We start from the raw sequence: 16,021 nt of genomic DNA, 5'->3' as shown, positions 1-16,021 counted from the left end.
GCTCCTCTCGGCTCAAAAAAGAAATGCCATTAATTTTTCGGATTGACGACTCACTCGCACCGGGAGCTAATGCAACAGGCGAGAGGAGATATAAAAATGACCATGGCGCTCGATTCGAACAAAACCAAGATCGCGCGGCGGGTGATCGAGGTGTTCGAGTTCTTCGCCTCGGAGCAGCGGCGCGCGACGGTGATGGACATCGTCCGGCGCTACGACCGCCCGCAGTCGAGCACGTCGGAACTGCTCGGCGCGCTGGTCGAGATGGGGCTGCTCTACAAGGATCCGCAGTCGCGGTCCTACGCACCGACGCCGCGGCTTGCGGCCTTCGGCATGGCCTCGCAGCCCGAGCCGATCGCCAGCGGCCGCCTCTTCGCCTATATGGACCGCCTGGCCCAGACCTCGCGCAGCGGCGTCGGCCTGTTCGGCATGGTCGGCACCCATGCCCAGGTGTTCCGCTGGGCGCACGGGGCGGACCTGCCGAACGGCAACCTCGAATGCGGCGCGAGCACGCTGCTGTCGGCTAGCCCCGCGGGCCTGCTGCTGCTGTCCTCGCTGGGCCTCGGTCCGGCCAGCAAGATGCTCTGGCGGCTCAATGCCGAAGCCGAGCCGGCCGACCGTTTCAACCTGACCGAGGCCAACGAGGCGGTCGCCCGGTATGGCCAGACCGGCGGTGCCACCGGCGTGTCGGGCTTCGCGCCGGGCACCATGATGACCGCGATGCTGCTGCCCGAAGGACTCGGCGAACGCAGGCTGGCGCTCGGCGTGGTCTATCCAACCAACTCGGCAGTCGATCCCGATGCGCTGCTGGCGACGCTCGAGCATGGCGTGCAAAGCTGTCTGGCGGAAGGCGGCGACGTTTCCGCGCCCTTCGTGCGCAGCATGATGGCGATCTGAATTTGAGCAACCGCGCATGACAGTCACCCCGCTGACCCCGGCGGTCAGCCACAACCAGGTCGGGCAGAAGCTCGGGCGCAAGGGACAGGAAACGCGCGAGCGGATCCTGACGGCGATGCTCGTGCTGCTCGGCGATCGCGAGGGCCCGCCCGTCACGCTCAGCGGCGTCGCCAAGGAAGCGCGGGTGCGCCCGCCCAACGTCTATCTCTACTTCCCCGACATGGGCGATCTGCTGCTGGCGGCCTTGCGGCGGGTCATGGAAACGGCGGAAGCGGCGTACCTCGGCCAGCTCCGCCATCGCTGGCCCGACGATGCGCTGCATGACTGCAGCTATGCTTTCCTCCAGGCCTATTACGCCTTCTGGGCGAAGCATGCGCGCCTGCTGCATATGCGCAATGCCATGTCCGAGGCCGGCGATCTGCGCGTCCTGCGCTATCGCAACGACGTGACGCTGCCGCTGATCCGCTTGCTGGCCGACCAGCTCGGGCAGGCCGAGGATGCCAACGACATCGCGATCGCCAGCGTGCTGATAACCGGGCTCGAACGCGTCGCGACCGTCGTGACCAATCCGCAGTTCGGCATCATCACCGGCGCATCTGCCGAAGCCGACCAGCGTGACCGCGTCCGCGGCCTGATCGAGGCGGAAGCGGAGGTCCTGTCGGTCGTGATCGCCCATCGCAGATCGCACGCGCGTGAGACACAGCAAGCAGACAGTTCGGCAATCGGCCGCGGCGCCGGCGCGCGCTGACAAGGAGCACACCGTGTACGTTGGCACCCATGCGGAGACGCATCCGGACAAGCTTGCCGTCATTCGGCCGGCCACCGGCGAAAGCCTGACATATCGCCAACTGAACGACCGCTCCAATCGGCTTGCCCAGCTGCTTCATGCGCAGGGCCTGCGGCGGGGCGATCACCTTGCGCTCTATCTCGAAAACCACCTCGCCTTCTTCGAGGTGATCTGGGCCTGTATGCGCTCGGGCCTCTACCTGACGCCGATCAACCGCTACCTGCCGGCTGCCGAAGCAGCCTATATCGTCGACGACTGCGACGCACGCGTGCTCATCGCTTCGGCGGCGATCGGCGAGTCCGTGGAACTCGGGCACCTGTCGTCGCGCTGCGAGATCAAGCTGTCGGTGGGCGGCGCGATCGAGGGCTTCGAGGACTACGACACGGCCATCGCGCGCTATCCGGCCGAGAGGCTGGCCGAGGAGCCGCTCGGCACTTTCATGCTCTATTCCTCGGGCACCACGGGCAAACCCAAGGGCATCAAGCGGCCGCTGCAGGATCTGCCCGCGGCGAACGGCAGCCCGGGATCGGCGGCTACGGTCGGCATGTTCGGGATCGACGGAGATGCCGTCTATCTCTCGCCGGCGCCGCTCTATCACTCGGCACCCTGCGGCTATGTGACCGGGGTGACCCAGCTCGGCGGCACGGTCGTGATGATGGACAAGTTCGAGGCCGAGACCGCGCTGTCGCTGATCGAGCGCTACAAGGTAACCCATTCGATGTGGGTGCCGACGATGTTCGTCCGCATGCTCAAGCTCGATCCAGAAACCCGCGCCCGCTACGATCTGTCTAGCCTGCGCTGCGCGATCCACGCCGCGGCCCCTTGCCCCGTCGAGGTCAAGCGGCAGATGATCGACTGGTGGGGACCGGTCATCGAGGAATTCTATTCCTCGACCGAGATGGCCGGCTTCGCCAGGGTCGGCAGCCCCGACTGGCTGGCCCATCCAGGCACGGTCGGGCGATCGTCGGGCAAGCCCTTCCACATCTGCGACGAGGACGGCAACGAGCTTCCGGTGGGCGAGGCCGGGACAATCTACGGCGAAGTCGACGTGGCGGTGCCGTTCACCTACCACAAGGACGAGGGCAAGACCGTCTCCGCCTCGCATCCCGGCCATCCCGAATGGCGCACCGTCGGCGATGTCGGCTATCTCGATGAAGACGGCTACCTCTACCTGACCGACCGCAAGGCCTTCATGATCATCTCGGGCGGGGTGAACATCTACCCGCAGCAGATCGAGGATGCCCTGGCGCTCCACCCGAAGATCGCCGACGTCGCCGTGATCGGCGTGCCCAACGAGGAACTGGGCGAGGAGGTCAAGGCCGTAGTCGAGCCCGCGCCGGGCGTCGTGCCCTCGGACGCGCTAGGTCAGGAGATCATGGATTTCGTGCGCGCGAAGCTGGGCAGGCAGCTGACACCGCGCTCGGTCGATTTCACCGACGAGTTGCCACGGCTGCCGACGGGCAAGCTCTACAAGAAGGCGGTGCGGGCGAAGTACTGGCCGGTTTAGCCGGCCAGCAGCGGCCAGAGCACCATGACGAGGCCGACCACGCTGACGAGGAAGGTCAGCGACCGCACCACGGGCACGCCCACCGCGTAGAGCGGCAGATAGACCACCCGCGCGCCAAGCCAGATCCAGCCACCGAGCGCGGTCGTGCCGCTGCTCCGCCCGGCCAAGACCACGCCGAGTAGCGCGACGATCGCGATGGGAAAAGTCTCCTGGTAGTTCGCCTGCGCGCGCACCAAGCGGCCGGTCAGCGGTTCCATCGGCGGCAGGCTCTCGTCGCGCGCGCCGGTATTCCATTTGGTGCCATATTGCTTCGTCTTGACCTGACCCGCAGCGAAGATGTGGACGAACAGGAGCACCGCGCCCCAGGCGAGAATCAGGATTTCGGTATGCATGTCGGCCCCCTTGTCTGTCGACGTACTGCTAGCGGCAATTTTCCATGGATTCACGCGCCATTCGGGCGATTCTGGGGAAGGCTTCGGCTCTGTTTGCGGCGTTAGCGCTGGCGGCGGTGCCGCGCAGGACGCGGCCCTTGATGCCGTGGAAGATGGCGGCGAAGCGGAACAGGTTGAAGGCGATGGCGAATTCGTACTCGGGAATGCCGGCGCGGCCGGTGCGCGCGCAGTAGGCGGCGACGTAATCGGCTTCGCTGGGGATGCCCAGGGCGGCGAGGTCGGCGCCTTTCAGGCCCGCGACGATATCGGGCGGCATGCGGTACATCATCGCGTGGTTGGCGAAGTCGGCGATCGGGTGGCCGAGCGTCGAGAGCTCCCAGTCGAGCACGGCGAGCACGCGCGGCTCGCTCGGATGGAAGATCATGTTGTCGCAGCGGAAGTCGCCGTGGACGACGGTGCTTTCCTCGGCGGGCGGGGTGACCGTCGGCAGCCACTCGACGAGCGCGTCCATGTCGTCGTTGCGCCCCGCGAGCTCGTCGGCGAGGTACTGGCGGCTCCAGCGCGAGATCTGGCGGGCGAAGTAGTTGCCCGGCTTGCCGTAGTCGCCGAGGCCGATCGCTTGCGGGTCGTAGCTATGGAGCTGGGCCAGCGTCGCGTTCATCGCATCGAGGTAGCGCGGGCGCTCCTTGCGGGCGACATCGGGAAAGGTCGCATCCCAGAAGATCCGGCCCTCGACCATTTCCATGACGTAGAACCAGGTGCCGATGACGCTGTCGTCGGTGCACAGGCCGTAGACATGCGCGACCGGAAAACCCGCCGCGCCGAGCTTGGAGAGCACCGTCGCCTCGCGGTCGACCGCGTGCGCGCCGGGCAAGAGCTCGCCGGGCGGCTTGCGGCGCAGGACATATTTGCGCGCGGGCGTGATCAGCTGGTAGGTCGGGTTCGATTGGCCGCCCTTGAACTGGCGCACTTCGAGCGGGCCGGCGAAGCCTTCGACATGCGCCGCCATCCACGCCGCCAGCGCCGCCTCGTCGAAGCCGTAGCCCTCGCGGACCGGATCGGTGCCGCTGTTAGCCGCTGCGAAGTCCTCGCTCATTGGGCCGCACTGTCCACTTGGGCCTGTTTCCAGTCGCGCTTGATCTTCTTGGCGAGGGACCATTTGTGGACTTCGGTCGGGCCGTCGTAGATGCGGAAGGCGCGGATCTCGCGGTAGACCTGCTCGACGATCGTCTTGTCGGTGACGCCGAGCCCGCCCATGACCTGGACGCAGCGGTCGGCGATGCGCTGCAGCGCCTCCGACACCGCGACCTTGGCCATCGAGCTTTCGGCCGTGCCCAAGGAGCCCGTATCGAGCACCGAGGCGCACCAGTCGATCATCAGCTCGCATTGCTTGAGCTCGATCAGGTTCTCGGCGAGCATGAAGCCGACGCCCTCGTGGTCGATCAGCGCCTTGCCGAAAGCCTCGCGGCGACAGGCATAGTCGGTGGCGATCTCCTGCGCGCGGATGCAGGCGCCGAGCCAGCGCATGCAGTGCGACAGGCGGGCGGGCGAGAGCCGCACCTGCGCGTATTGGAAGCCTTCGCCGGCCTCGCCCAGCATCTGGTCGGCGGGGACGCGCAAGGCCTCGATCGTCAGGGTGGCGTGGCCACCGGGCATCGAATTGTCGATCGTGTTGGGGATGGACTCGATGCGGATGGCGGGGTCGGGCAGGTCGACGAGGAACATGCAGGCGCCTTCCTCAGCCTTGGCCATGACGATGCCGACCCTGGCGCCAAGGCAGCCGGTGATGAAGGTCTTGCGCCCGTCGATCACCCAGTGGTTGCCGTCTCGCCGGCAGGTGGTCTTCATCATCGAGGGGTCCGAGCCCGCGCCGCCCCAGTCGTAGGGCTCGGTCATGAAGAAGGCCGACCGCGCGCGGCCCTCGACCAGCGGCGCGAGGAAGCGCTCCTGCAGCGCCGGCGAGCCGACCTTGCCGAGCAGGTACATGTTGCCCTCGTCGGGAGCATTGGTGTTGCAGGCGAGCGGGCCCAAGGGCGAGAGCCCCGAGCGGATCAGCACGGTCGCGGTCTCGCGCTGCGTCAGATGCCCGCCGCCTTCGAGGATGTGCGGAGACAGCACGCCGGCCGCGCGCGCCTTCTCCTTCAGCTCGAAGACCAGCTCGTCGGTCGGTGCGCCGTGATGATCGCGCCGCGGGTCCGCCTCGTAGGGAAATACCACCTCGCGGACGAAAGCTTCGACACGGGCGGCAATGGCAAGGGCGCGTTCGGTTGTCATAGGGAATGTCCGTCGTCGATGGTGATGACCGAGCCCGTCATCGCGGACGAGGCGTCGGAGCAGAGATAGAGGACCATGGGGTCCAGCGATTCGATCGGCTGCATCCGCTTGCGCGGGAAAGTGGCGATCTGCGCCTTGCCGGCCTCGCTGCCGAACCAGTCGTCGGCCAGCTCGGTCAGGATGAAGCCGGGCTGGAGCACGTTGACGTTGACGCCGCTGCGCACCCATTCGCCGGCCAGGTTGCGGCCCATGCGCGCGACCGCGGCCTTGCTGGCGCAGTACATGACCTCGCCCTTGACCGGGGTCTCGGCGCCCATCGAGCCGATCAGCAGGATACGCCCGCGCCCATTGTCGCGACTGCCCGCCGCCATCATCCGCTTGGCACCTTCGCGCGCGGTGAGGAAGACGCCGAGCACATTGGTGTTGAGCAGCGTCGCCATCGCCTCGGCCGGAACCTCGGTCGCGCGGCCGGGCGAGGAGACGCCGGCATTGGCGATCACCGTATCGACCGGGCCCAGCGCCGCCTCGGCAGCATCGAAGGCGGCAATGACGGAAGCCTCGTCGGTGACGTCCATGGCGACGGCGACCGCCTCGGTGCCGCCGGCGCGCAGTTCCTCGGCCAGCGCTTCGATCCGTTCCTTCCGGCGCGCCGCGAGGGCGACGCGCGCACCCGCCGCGGCGGTGATCCGCGCAAAGTGGGCGCCGAAGCCCGAGGACGCGCCGGTGATGAGGCAGGTTCTGCCCGAAAGTGTGCTCATGCTCGTTTCCTAACGCGATCTTCGCGGCGGCCCAGACGGAAATATCGGTCTTGCAGCGACAGTCACGCCGCTGCGCGCTGGATCACACCAGCGTTACCCCAGGGTACTCGCCGATGATGATGCTTTCCATGTCGCCATAGCCGCTGTTCGCGCCCTCGCGGATGCGGATCGGGCGGTCGCGGATCTGCCAGCGGTAGTTCTCGGCGGTCTTGTCCGGGCTGTTGACGTCGTCGACGCATTCGCCGTCGAGGAAATCCTCGCCCTTGAAGCTGCCGTGGATCTGGTCCTTCCAGGGGCCGTACATGCCCGGCAGCAGGCGGAAGCCCATCTCGGGGTTCAGCGCCTCGATCTCGAAGAGGCGCTCGACCACCGACTTGCCCTTGCCGGCGACGATCGCCGTGACGCGGCCCGACATCGCGCCCTTGTCGCCCTTGCGATAGGCGATCTCGGGGTAGAGGTGCAGGATCGGGATCTGCGTCCCGTCGCTCTCATTGATGTAGCCGCTGAAGAATTCGGGCGGGCCGTCTCCGCCGAAATCGCGGAAGTAATAGGCGAGATCGTAGCTCGTGCCGTCGGGCCGCTCGATCCGCGAGACCAGCCAGTTGAAATGGTAGGCCTGGCCCGCCTTGCTGCCGCCGGTCGCGCCGATGTTGCCGGGGACGAGGTCGGTGGGATCCTTGCCGACATGCTCGCGGATGCCCCAGCTATGGTCGCGGAAGCCGAACCATTCGTCGGGATCGACCGCGTGGCGGGTGCCGTCGATCTCGATCCAGCCCGAGACCGTGCCGGCCTGGTGGTAGCGGATGACGTCGGACGCAGCGCGGCCGGCGGCATAGAGGGCATCGCGCTTCTCGAAGAAGGCGGGCATCGTCGCGGTGAAAGTCAGCTCGAAGGCGATCGGCTGCACGGCGTTGGCGGCCAGGGTGATGCGGATGGCCTTGAACGGCTCGACCACTTCGTAGGCCAGCGGGCCGACGCTGAGGTCCTCGATCCGCGGCCGCAGCACCCGGCTCGCGCGCACGGTGCGCTGCTGCGTGCCGATCTGCACGCCGGCGAAGCCGTCGAGCACGTTGCGGTTGGTGTACTTGCCCAGCCCGAAGCTGGCCTGGAGTGCGCCGTCCTTGCGCGCGAGGGCGAACCAGACCTTCTCGGTCCAGGCGCGATCGGCCGAGCCGACCGTCGCGTGGGTATTGACGATCTGGTGGTTGAGCAATTCGTCCGCATCGGTCAGCGGAGCGATGGTCGGGATCATAGACATCCTCTCAGAACCCGCCGCCGTCGAGCATCGCTCGCATGACGCCGAGGTAGTAGTCGAGATTCTTCGCGAAATAGGCGAGCTTGGGATCCTGGCTGCGGCCCGTGACCCACATGTTGGTGCCCTCGGCGATGATCGCGGTGATCTTCGCGATCTGCGCGATCTCGTGCCAGAACACGCCTTCCGCCGAACGCCCCGAGACTTCCTCCCACCAGGCGATCACCTGGTCGCGCCCCGGCATGCCCGGCTGCTTCTGCGGCGTTGTCGGGCCGTGCCAGGCGCTCTCGAAGCCGTAGAGCATGTAGCCGAGATCGGCGAGCGGCTCGCCGTTCAGCGCCATCTCCCAGTCGAGCACGGCGCTGACCTCGCCGTCCTGCCACATCAGGTTGGACAGCTTGGTGTCGCCGTGGACCACCGCCGGCGGCCCGCTGAGCGGCGCGGGAACGGCGAGGAGGCGATCGAACTGCTCGACGAGCTGGACGCTGTTCGCAGCTCTGGCGAAGGCCTGCCACATACGCGCGTCGTCCTCGGGCGAGACGACCCGGCCCAACACATCGAGCGGCGCGAGCTTGGCGAGGCCGGCGAAAGCCGAAACCCAGCGCCGGCATATCCCCCGGCGAAAGTCGTCGCTGCCCTCGACGAACCAGGGCTGCAAGTCGATGTCGTGAATCGATTCGCCCGGCACGCGTGCCATGACGAAGAACGGCGTGCCGAGCACCGAAGCGTCCTCGCAGGACAGCACGATCTCGGGGACGGGCGGAGCGCCCAGGGGCGAGCCGAGCTCGCGGTAGATCGCCGCCTGCGCGATCACATCGTGGCCATCGAGCATCGCACCCGCCGAGGGTGGCAATCGCAGGATCAGGTCGATGCCTTCGATCAGGTAGGTCTCGTTGGAGAATCCCGTCGTCAAAGGGCGGATGCCTGTGACTGCCCTGCCGCCCGGCAACATCTCCCGCAATGTCGCGGCGGTACGGTCGAGATCGGCGATCATTGCGCTCCCAGCTCAGTTACACGGTGGCGATATCGCAATCCATGAATTGCACTTCCCCCGATTCATTTATACGCTTGCCACAAATGCCCGTGGGGAGAAACCGGTAATGCTCGATTGGCTCAACGACGACCAACGCGCGCTGCGCGACATGGCGGCAACCTTCGCGCGCAAGGAAGTCGAACCCGTGGCCAACCGGATCGACGCCGAGGAACGCACGCCCGACGAACTGGTCCACAAAGCGGCGGAACTCGGCCTCTATGGGCTCTACACCTCCGAGGAATATGGCGGGTCGGGCGCGGACCTGGTCTCGGTCTGCCTCGTCAGCGAGGAGATCGCCAAGGCCAGCCCGTCCTTCGCCGGCATGCTCACGGTGCAGATCGTGCTCTGCCCGCGCACGGTCGAGATTCTCGGCACCGAGGAACAGAAGCGCCGCATCCTGCCCAGGGCGGCCTCGGGAGAACGGCTGATGGCCTACTCACAAAGTGAGCCGGGCGGAGCGGCCAACATCGGCGCGCATCTTACCAAGGCCGTACCCGACGGGAATGGATATCGCATCGACGGGTCGAAGCTTTTCTGTACCCAGGGCTCGGCCAAGACCTATCTCGTCATGTGCAAGACGAGGGACCGCGATGGCAACGAAGGCTACGGCTGCGTCATCGTCGAGGCCGAGGACGAGGGCTTCAAGGTCGCCCCTTACGAGCACAAGCTGGGCTGGCGCGGGACCAACACCGGGCCGATCGCCTTCGACAACGTCTATCTCGAAGCCGACGACATTCTCGGCGATATCCTGACGGGCGGCTTCTCTCACCGCGCCGCCAACACCGCCAACCTGCTCGCGCACTGTGCGGTCTCGGTCGGTTGCGCGCAGGGCCTGTTCGACAAGACGCTTGATCAGGTGAAGCAGCGCCGGCTCTATGGTCGCGAGATGTCCGAATTGCAGCCAGTGTCGTTCTGGCTAGCCGAGGCCCACGGCAAGATCGCCGCGGCGCGTGCGCTGCTTTACGACACCGTCCGCGCCTTCGAGGCGGGCGCGATGGATCCGGCCATGTCGAACGTCTGCAAGACCTTCATCTGCGAGACCGCCTTCGACGTCTGCGTCAAGCTGCTCCAGCTCTGGGGCGGCAGCGGCATCATGGATTCGACCGGGGTCAACCGCTACATGCGCGACGCGCGTGCGCAATGCGTTGCCGAGGGCGCCAGCGAGATGCACTATGCCATCATCGCCAATCAGTTGCTTCACGGCCAGCCCACGCTGGTCCCGAGCAACATCGTCAAGAAGGCCTAGGCGCCCCGGACGTCGCAACGGAGAGAGCAGGATGGAGAAGCTGGTTTTCGTGTTTCGCCACAAGGACGGAATGTCTCGCGAGCAGTTCCACGATCACTACGTGCGAAATCACTCGCCGCTCGGCCTGCGCCTGCAGGAGAATCTCAGCGGCTACACGGTCAACCACCTCACCTCCGAGGCGGAGTTCGACACGGTGACCGAAATCTGGACGCCGGTGGCGCGAGACTTCGCTGGAGGCGGCGCGAAGGCCACGCCCGCGAGCCAGGAAATCGTCGCCGACCACGTCTCGTTCATGGGGCCGCAGGATACCTATATCGTCGACGAACAGGTCGTGCTCGACGGGCCGCTCGATCCGCCGCTGGGGCAGCCGGGAACCCGGCGCAAGGTGGTCAGCTTCCACCGTCAGGGTGAAAAGGTGCCCGCACCGGCGAGCGGCGCGGTTCGCGTGGTCGACAACGTCGTTCGCGTACCGCTGTACCTGCGCGATCAGCGCGTCGATGGCGGTTCCGCGACCGACGGCGTCGCCGTGATCCGCACCACCTGGTTCGACAGAAGCGAGCCCGCAGACGAAATGCCCGCGGGCTCGGTCGATGTTCGAGAATATCGCTACAGGGCCGCCGACGGCGGCTAGGCCAGCTGCGCTAGGCGGGCTGGGGGTGCGCCTGAAGCTCCGGCAGGCTCGCCAGCATCCTGCGATAATATCGCGCCAGCTCGAGATGGATCCGGCGCTTTTCCGGGATCCGCGCGGCGGCGGCGATCAGATAGCAGCGATCGATGCGACGGGTCAGGAAGGATCGGGTCCAGAAGCTGCGCATTCGGTCATCTCCACTTACGTCCCGGCTCTTCGGACCGGGTGAGCTAGCTTGCCGTGTTAAAAGCGCCTGCAAAGCAAGATGAGGCCAGTCGCGGAGACTACACGGTGGGCCGTTCATATGCCAGCAAGATTTCGCGGCGGTGCCGGGGTTCATCCTAATGTGCGAAACGGACCGAACTCGGCCGGCCATCTGTTCAATATTTCGGGTTTTTCCCGATGTTGGCGCGCCTGCATCGGCGGCTAGCTTGCGCTTGGACGAAAGTGCAAGCGAGGAATCAGCCGATGGGAACACACCCCGGGTCGGCCAGGCGCAGGCCCATCCTGCCGAGCGATCTTGGTCAGATTCGCACGGTGCTGGCAGCGGATCGCACGCTGATGGCATGGCTGCGAACCTCGTTGTCGATGCTCAGCTTCAGCTTCACGATCTACAAGTTCCTCGAAGCGGCGGCCGAAAGCGGCCAGATCGCCGCGTCGAGCAGCCCGCAGCGCGTCGGGATGTTCCTCGCCGGGATGGGCACGATAGCCATGGTGCTCGGCACGATCAGCTACTGGACGACGCTGAAGGACATCAATCGGATAGAACAATTCCGGCTTGGACGCCCGGTGCTGCTGATGTCCTTGATAATGTCGCTCGCCGGCCTGGCGCTCTTCGTGTCGATCACCGAGCGCCTGGTGTAGCGCGGCCGGAGATGTGACCGAGACCCGGCAAGTAGCCCGTTCGGGTCGATCTGGGAGCGCGGAACGCATCCCGTCCCGGAAGAGGAACAGTATATCCCGAGCTGCGGTTCCAACGGGCACCGTTTCAGCTTTCCGTTGTTGTCGCTGCGACGCGCCTTTGTCCGATTGGGATGACGGGCGCGCGATGGGGGCCTTCGGTCGCTTCAGACCTTGGTTCAATCTCGGGAGGTAATGTATGAAAATCACTGTCGTATCGAGCGCCGCAATCGCGCTTTCCTTGCTGGCGGCACCGGCCGCCCAGGCCACGGTCATTGCCGGCCTCGGCAACAACGGGTCGTCCTTCGTAACCATCGACTCGCTCGGTACGCGCTCGGGCGGCACGATCTATACCGCGGACCAGCCTTTCGCGGATATCCCGAAGGGCGGAGTCTTCAACAACCAGTTCCTAGCCGTTGGCAAGACCGCGGGGACCCCCTCGACCATCACGTTCGCCAATGCGCTGAACTATCTGAGCTTCCTATGGGGCTCGCCGGATACCTACAACTTGCTGACCCTCACCACCAACCTGGGCAACACCTTCGCTTATACGCCGCAGAGCCTCAACTTCGCAGTGACGGACGGCAACCAGGCATTCTCGCAGTACGTCCAGTTCCAGGCTTCGGGCGGCGAATTCATCACTTCGGCCAAGTTCGACGTGACCCCGGCGAATGACGCCTTCGAAGTCGCCAACTTCAGCACCGGACTTCCCGAGCCTGCCACCTGGACGCTCATGATCATGGGCATCGGCTTCGCCGGCGCGGCGATGCGTCTCCGCCAGACGGTTTCGCTCAAGTACGCAGGATCGACCCGTTCGAAAACCCGGCAATAGACGTTCCGGCGAACGGCAAATGCAAAAGGGGCGGTCGCAAGACCGTCCCTTTTGCGTGACGGAACCGGAAACAGGCTAAAGCGCTCCCGGTTCGCAAATGCGCCGATGAACCTTTGTGCCTGTTTTTAAAGGGAGAAGGTGGTGGACGCACTAGGGCTCGAACCTAGGACCCGCTGATTAAGAGTCAGCTGCTCTACCAACTGAGCTATGCGTCCACACTGCCGCTTCCGGCTCCCGAATCGTCGGGAGCGCTCCTAATAGCGATTGCGACGCTGAGGGGAAGGGGGCTTTGTTACATTTTTTTGCGGGCGCCTCACGCCAGTCCCGAAGGGCGCGAGCTCCAGCGGTCGATCGCCATCAGGGTGCCGACGCAGATCATGTTGGTCATCATCGAGGAGCCGCCGTGGCTCATGAACGGCAGCGGGATGCCGACCACTGGGGCGAGGCCCATGACCATCATCATGTTGATCATGGCGTAGAAGAAGATCGTCGCGCACATGCCCGCGGCGAGCAGCTGTGAGAAGCGGTCGGGCGCTTTGCGCGCGATGTTGATGCCCCAGCGCAGGACGATGGCGAAGATCGCCAGGACGAACAGCCCGCCGAGGAAGCCCCATTCCTCGGCCATCGTCGCGAAGACGAAGTCTGTGTGGGATTCGGGCAGGTATTCGAGATGGCTCTGCGAGCCGTTGCCGAAGCCCTTGCCGAAGATCCCGCCCGAACCGATCGCGATCTTTGACTGGGTGATGTGGTAGCCCGAACCCAGCGGATCGCTCTCGGGATCCATGAAGATGGTCACACGCTTGCGCTGGTAGTCGTGCAGGCCGAAGAAATAGGCCAGCGGCGCCACGATCATCAGTGCCCCCCCTCCGGCGACGAACCAGCGCAGCGGCAGTCCGGCGAGGAAGATGACGATGAACCCGCCGAAGCAGATCGCCAGCGCCGTGCCGAGGTCGGGCTGGATGATGACGAAAGCTGCCGGCACACCGATCAGCCCGGCGGCAGGAACCAGCCCGCGCCAGTTCGTCGTCACCGACGCGGGAAGATTGTCGTAGAACCGCGCCAGCACCAGCACGATAGCCGGTTTCATCAGTTCCGACGGCTGCAAGGTCATGAAACCGAGGTTGAGCCAGCGCTGGCTGCCGCCGCCGATCGCGCCGAGCATCTCGACGAGGACGAGGAGGACGAGCACGGCGAGGTAGATCGGATAGGCGAACTGCTTGAACCATTCGCGCCGGAACCGCGACATGGCCACGGCCATGCCGAGGAAGAAGATGAAGCGCAGCGAATGGGTCAGTGCCCAGGGCTGGAGATGTCCGCCCGCAGCCGAATAGAGCACGGTCGAGCCGAACAGCACGAGGGCGGTCAGCGGTAGGATGACCTGCCAGGGCTGGCGGGCGACGGTGGCGGGGACGATCGAACGGCTCATTGCGCGGCTGCCGGCGGAGCCACGGGAGCGGGCGAGGGCGTTGCCGTCGGAGAGGGGCTGGGGCTGACGGCCGGTGTCGGCTCCTTGGCGGGCGGCGCATCGGCTTCGCGAGGGACCGCCTGGCCCGACGTGGGCGCGCTGTCGTTGTCGTACTGGGCCGAATCGACCGCGTCGTCGCCCTCCACCTTGGGCGCCGTGGTGCCGTACTGAGCGGCATAGGCCTGGTACTTGGCCGCCATGCGCTCCATCGGCGTTCCGCCCCAGTCCTTTTCCATGGCCAGGAGCCTGTCCCAGGCTGTCTTCGGATCGAACAGGTAGGTCATCACGTCCTTGGCGATCGGCGCTGCGGCGCGGGCGCCAAAGGTGCCATGTTCGACCACCACCGACATCGCATAGCGTGGGACATCGGTCGGCGCATAGCAGATGAACAGCGAGTGGTCGCGCGACTTCCAGTCACCGACATGGCCGCGGCTGGTCAGCGCACGCACCTGCGCCGTCCCGGTCTTGCCGGCCATCATCACGCCGTTGATGTTGATCCGGCTCCCGCCGCCGGTGCCCGAGCCGTTGACCACGCGGAACATGCCCTCGCGCGTGACGGCAAGCTGCTCGGTCGTGAACGGCAGCGCCGGGCCCGGCGGCTTCTCGTGCCCGAACAGCAGCGACGGCTGCAGGTTCTTCCCCGAAGCGATACGCGCGGTCATCACTGCAAGCTGGAGCGGCGAAACCGACACGTAGCCCTGGCCGATCGAGGCGTTGAGCGAATCCGACGCGCTCCATTCCTGCTTGTAGCGGCGCATCTTCCAGGCGGCGTCGGGAATGGTGCCGTAACGCTGGGCTGTGCCGGGCAGGTCGAACTCCTGCCCGAGCCCGAGGAGCTTGGCGACCGGCGCGATCACGTCGTAACCGACGCGGTGCGACATTGACCAGAAATAGGTGTTGCAGCTGTGTTCGATCGCGGCGCGCATATCGACCGAGCCGTGCACCGCGTCGCAGCGGAAGAAGCGGCTGCCGAGGCGATAGCCGCCGGGGCAGTTGACGCGCTCGTCGGGTGAGATGCCGTGCATCTGCAACGCGAGAGTCGCCATCGGCTTCATCGTCGAACCGGGCGGATAGAGCCCGCGGAAGGCCTTGTTCAACAAGGGGATGTGGTCGTCCTCGTTGAGCATCTTCCATTCGATGCGGCCGATCCCGTCGACGAAGCTGTTGGGATCGAAGGCCGGCATCGAGGTGCAGACCAGGATACCGCCGGTTTCACAGTCGATGACGGTGACCGCGCCCGATTCGAGGCCGATGCGCCGCGCGGCATAGTCCTGGAGCGCACCGTCGATCGTGAGCTTGAGCGGCTTGCCGGGGATGTCCTCGCGCATGTCGAGATCGCGCACGATCTTGCCGCTGGCGGTGACCTCGACGCGGCGCGCGCCCGGGACCCCGCGCAGAAGCGGCTCGTAGTACTTCTCGAGCCCATCCTTGCCGACCTTGTAACCCGGCGTGACCAGCAGCGGGTTCCTGTCGCTCTCGTACTCCGCGGCCGAAGCCGCGCCGACATAGCCGATCAGATGGGCGACCGAGGGCCCGGTCGGGTAGAACCGCGAGAAGCCGCGCTGGGTGACGACGCCGGGCAGGTCGGGCAGGCGCACGCTGACCGCTGCATATTGGTCGGGATCGATGCCCGAGGCCACCTCGACCGGCTGGAAACCGCGCGACTTGTCGATCCGGTCCTTGAGGTCCTGAATGTCGACCGGGGTCAGGTTGAACAGCCGGCCAAGCATCCCCAGCGTCGCATCGGCATCGACGATGCGCTCGGGAATGATGTCGACGCGGAAGTCGGCCTTGTTCGACGCCATCGGCGAGCCGTGGCGGTCGAGTATCCATCCGCGCCGCGGCGGGATCAGCGACAGGTTGACGCGGTTGCTTTCGGATTCCAGCTCGTACTTGGCGTTCTGGAATACCGAGAGATAACCGAGCCGCGCGGCCAGCAGCAGGCCGATCCCGCCCTGGACCGCACCGAGCACAACCACGCGCCGCTCGAAGCTTTGCCTGAGCAGCGCCGGGCTGGTCGTGGGCGCCTTCCAGAAGGCCTTGAGCTTCATCA

16 protein-coding genes and 1 tRNA gene are annotated in these 16,021 nt (G+C 65.9%); 7 read left to right on the top strand and 10 right to left on the bottom strand.

Annotated elements, in window-relative coordinates:
- Window positions 1–96 precede the first annotated feature (96 nt).
- Genes KRR38_RS06310 through KRR38_RS06300 form a run of 3 tightly spaced genes read left to right on the top strand, consistent with a single transcriptional unit; the run spans window position 97 to window position 3,188 of the window.
- Window positions 97–894, top strand: coding sequence for a helix-turn-helix domain-containing protein (locus KRR38_RS06310; protein ID WP_217399683.1), 798 nt, complete (start codon window positions 97–99; stop codon window positions 892–894).
- A 16-nt stretch (window positions 895–910) separates the two neighbouring features.
- On the top strand, window positions 911–1,642 hold the full coding sequence (locus tag KRR38_RS06305; RefSeq protein ID WP_217399681.1) for a TetR/AcrR family transcriptional regulator: 732 nt from the start codon (window positions 911–913) through the stop codon (window positions 1,640–1,642).
- A gap of 13 nt (window positions 1,643–1,655) precedes the next feature.
- Window positions 1,656–3,188: an acyl-CoA synthetase gene (locus KRR38_RS06300; RefSeq protein WP_217399679.1), complete on the top strand. Its 1,533-nt coding sequence runs from the start codon at window positions 1,656–1,658 to the stop codon at window positions 3,186–3,188.
- Here the strand turns inward: KRR38_RS06300 and KRR38_RS06295 are convergent.
- The 6 genes from KRR38_RS06295 to KRR38_RS06270 all read right to left on the bottom strand — a co-directional run bounded on the left by KRR38_RS06295 (window position 3,185) and on the right by KRR38_RS06270 (window position 8,858).
- Window positions 3,185–3,580 carry an MAPEG family protein gene (locus KRR38_RS06295; protein ID WP_217399677.1) on the bottom strand — a complete coding sequence of 132 codons (396 nt, stop codon included), beginning with the start codon at window positions 3,578–3,580 and terminating at the stop codon, window positions 3,185–3,187. The genes KRR38_RS06300 and KRR38_RS06295 overlap by 4 nt on opposite strands.
- Before the next feature lie 28 nt (window positions 3,581–3,608).
- Window positions 3,609–4,676, bottom strand: a complete 1,068-nt coding sequence (locus tag KRR38_RS06290; protein WP_217399676.1) for a phosphotransferase — start codon at window positions 4,674–4,676, stop codon at window positions 3,609–3,611.
- On the bottom strand, window positions 4,673–5,854 hold the full coding sequence (locus KRR38_RS06285; RefSeq protein WP_217399674.1) for an acyl-CoA dehydrogenase family protein: 1,182 nt from the start codon (window positions 5,852–5,854) through the stop codon (window positions 4,673–4,675). Before KRR38_RS06285 ends, KRR38_RS06290 begins: the two co-directional genes overlap by 4 nt.
- Window positions 5,851–6,612 carry an SDR family NAD(P)-dependent oxidoreductase gene (locus tag KRR38_RS06280; protein ID WP_217399672.1) on the bottom strand — a complete coding sequence of 254 codons (762 nt, stop codon included), beginning with the start codon at window positions 6,610–6,612 and terminating at the stop codon, window positions 5,851–5,853. Before KRR38_RS06280 ends, KRR38_RS06285 begins: the two co-directional genes overlap by 4 nt.
- Window positions 6,613–6,694: 82 nt before the next feature.
- Complete coding sequence (locus tag KRR38_RS06275) at window positions 6,695–7,864, bottom strand: hypothetical protein (protein WP_217399670.1); 1,170 nt, start codon at window positions 7,862–7,864, stop codon at window positions 6,695–6,697.
- A 10-nt stretch (window positions 7,865–7,874) separates the two neighbouring features.
- Window positions 7,875–8,858, bottom strand: coding sequence for a phosphotransferase family protein (locus KRR38_RS06270; RefSeq protein ID WP_217399668.1), 984 nt, complete (start codon window positions 8,856–8,858; stop codon window positions 7,875–7,877).
- Between the two features lie 106 nt (window positions 8,859–8,964).
- On the opposite strand from KRR38_RS06270, the gene KRR38_RS06265 reads away from it, so the two are divergent.
- Both KRR38_RS06265 and KRR38_RS06260 read left to right on the top strand, forming a co-directional pair.
- The gene (locus KRR38_RS06265) at window positions 8,965–10,143 is read left to right on the top strand and encodes an acyl-CoA dehydrogenase family protein (RefSeq protein WP_217399666.1); all 1,179 of its coding nucleotides are present in this window, start codon (window positions 8,965–8,967) and stop codon (window positions 10,141–10,143) included.
- 31 nt (window positions 10,144–10,174) lie between these two features.
- Window positions 10,175–10,774, top strand: a complete 600-nt coding sequence (locus tag KRR38_RS06260) for an EthD domain-containing protein (protein ID WP_217399664.1) — start codon at window positions 10,175–10,177, stop codon at window positions 10,772–10,774.
- 10 nt (window positions 10,775–10,784) lie between these two features.
- Here KRR38_RS06260 and KRR38_RS06255 read toward each other — a convergent pair whose 3' ends face one another.
- Window positions 10,785–10,958, bottom strand: coding sequence for a hypothetical protein (locus KRR38_RS06255; protein WP_217399662.1), 174 nt, complete (start codon window positions 10,956–10,958; stop codon window positions 10,785–10,787).
- 281 nt (window positions 10,959–11,239) lie between these two features.
- On the opposite strand from KRR38_RS06255, the gene KRR38_RS06250 reads away from it, so the two are divergent.
- Together KRR38_RS06250 and KRR38_RS06245 are read left to right on the top strand one after the other, a co-directional pair.
- Complete coding sequence (locus tag KRR38_RS06250) at window positions 11,240–11,635, top strand: YidH family protein (RefSeq protein ID WP_217399660.1); 396 nt, start codon at window positions 11,240–11,242, stop codon at window positions 11,633–11,635.
- Between the two features lie 235 nt (window positions 11,636–11,870).
- The gene (locus KRR38_RS06245) at window positions 11,871–12,503 is read left to right on the top strand and encodes a PEPxxWA-CTERM sorting domain-containing protein (protein ID WP_217399658.1); all 633 of its coding nucleotides are present in this window, start codon (window positions 11,871–11,873) and stop codon (window positions 12,501–12,503) included.
- 139 nt (window positions 12,504–12,642) lie between these two features.
- Here the strand turns inward: KRR38_RS06245 and KRR38_RS06240 are convergent.
- The 3 genes from KRR38_RS06240 to mrdA form a co-directional block, all read right to left on the bottom strand.
- Window positions 12,643–12,718: transfer RNA gene (locus tag KRR38_RS06240), tRNA-Lys, on the bottom strand.
- Window positions 12,719–12,816: 98 nt separating this feature from the next.
- Window positions 12,817–13,929: a rod shape-determining protein RodA gene (rodA, locus tag KRR38_RS06235; protein ID WP_217399656.1), complete on the bottom strand. Its 1,113-nt coding sequence runs from the start codon at window positions 13,927–13,929 to the stop codon at window positions 12,817–12,819.
- On the bottom strand, window positions 13,926–16,019 hold the full coding sequence (gene mrdA, locus KRR38_RS06230; protein ID WP_217399654.1) for a penicillin-binding protein 2: 2,094 nt from the start codon (window positions 16,017–16,019) through the stop codon (window positions 13,926–13,928). Before mrdA ends, rodA begins: the two co-directional genes overlap by 4 nt.
- Window positions 16,020–16,021: the final 2 nt, after the last annotated feature.

The sequence above is a fragment of the Novosphingobium sp. G106 genome, from assembly GCF_019075875.1.
GTDB lineage: Bacteria > Pseudomonadota > Alphaproteobacteria > Sphingomonadales > Sphingomonadaceae > Novosphingobium.
Note: the sequence above shows the minus strand (reverse complement) of the source record. Positions and strands in the feature narration are given on the sequence as shown.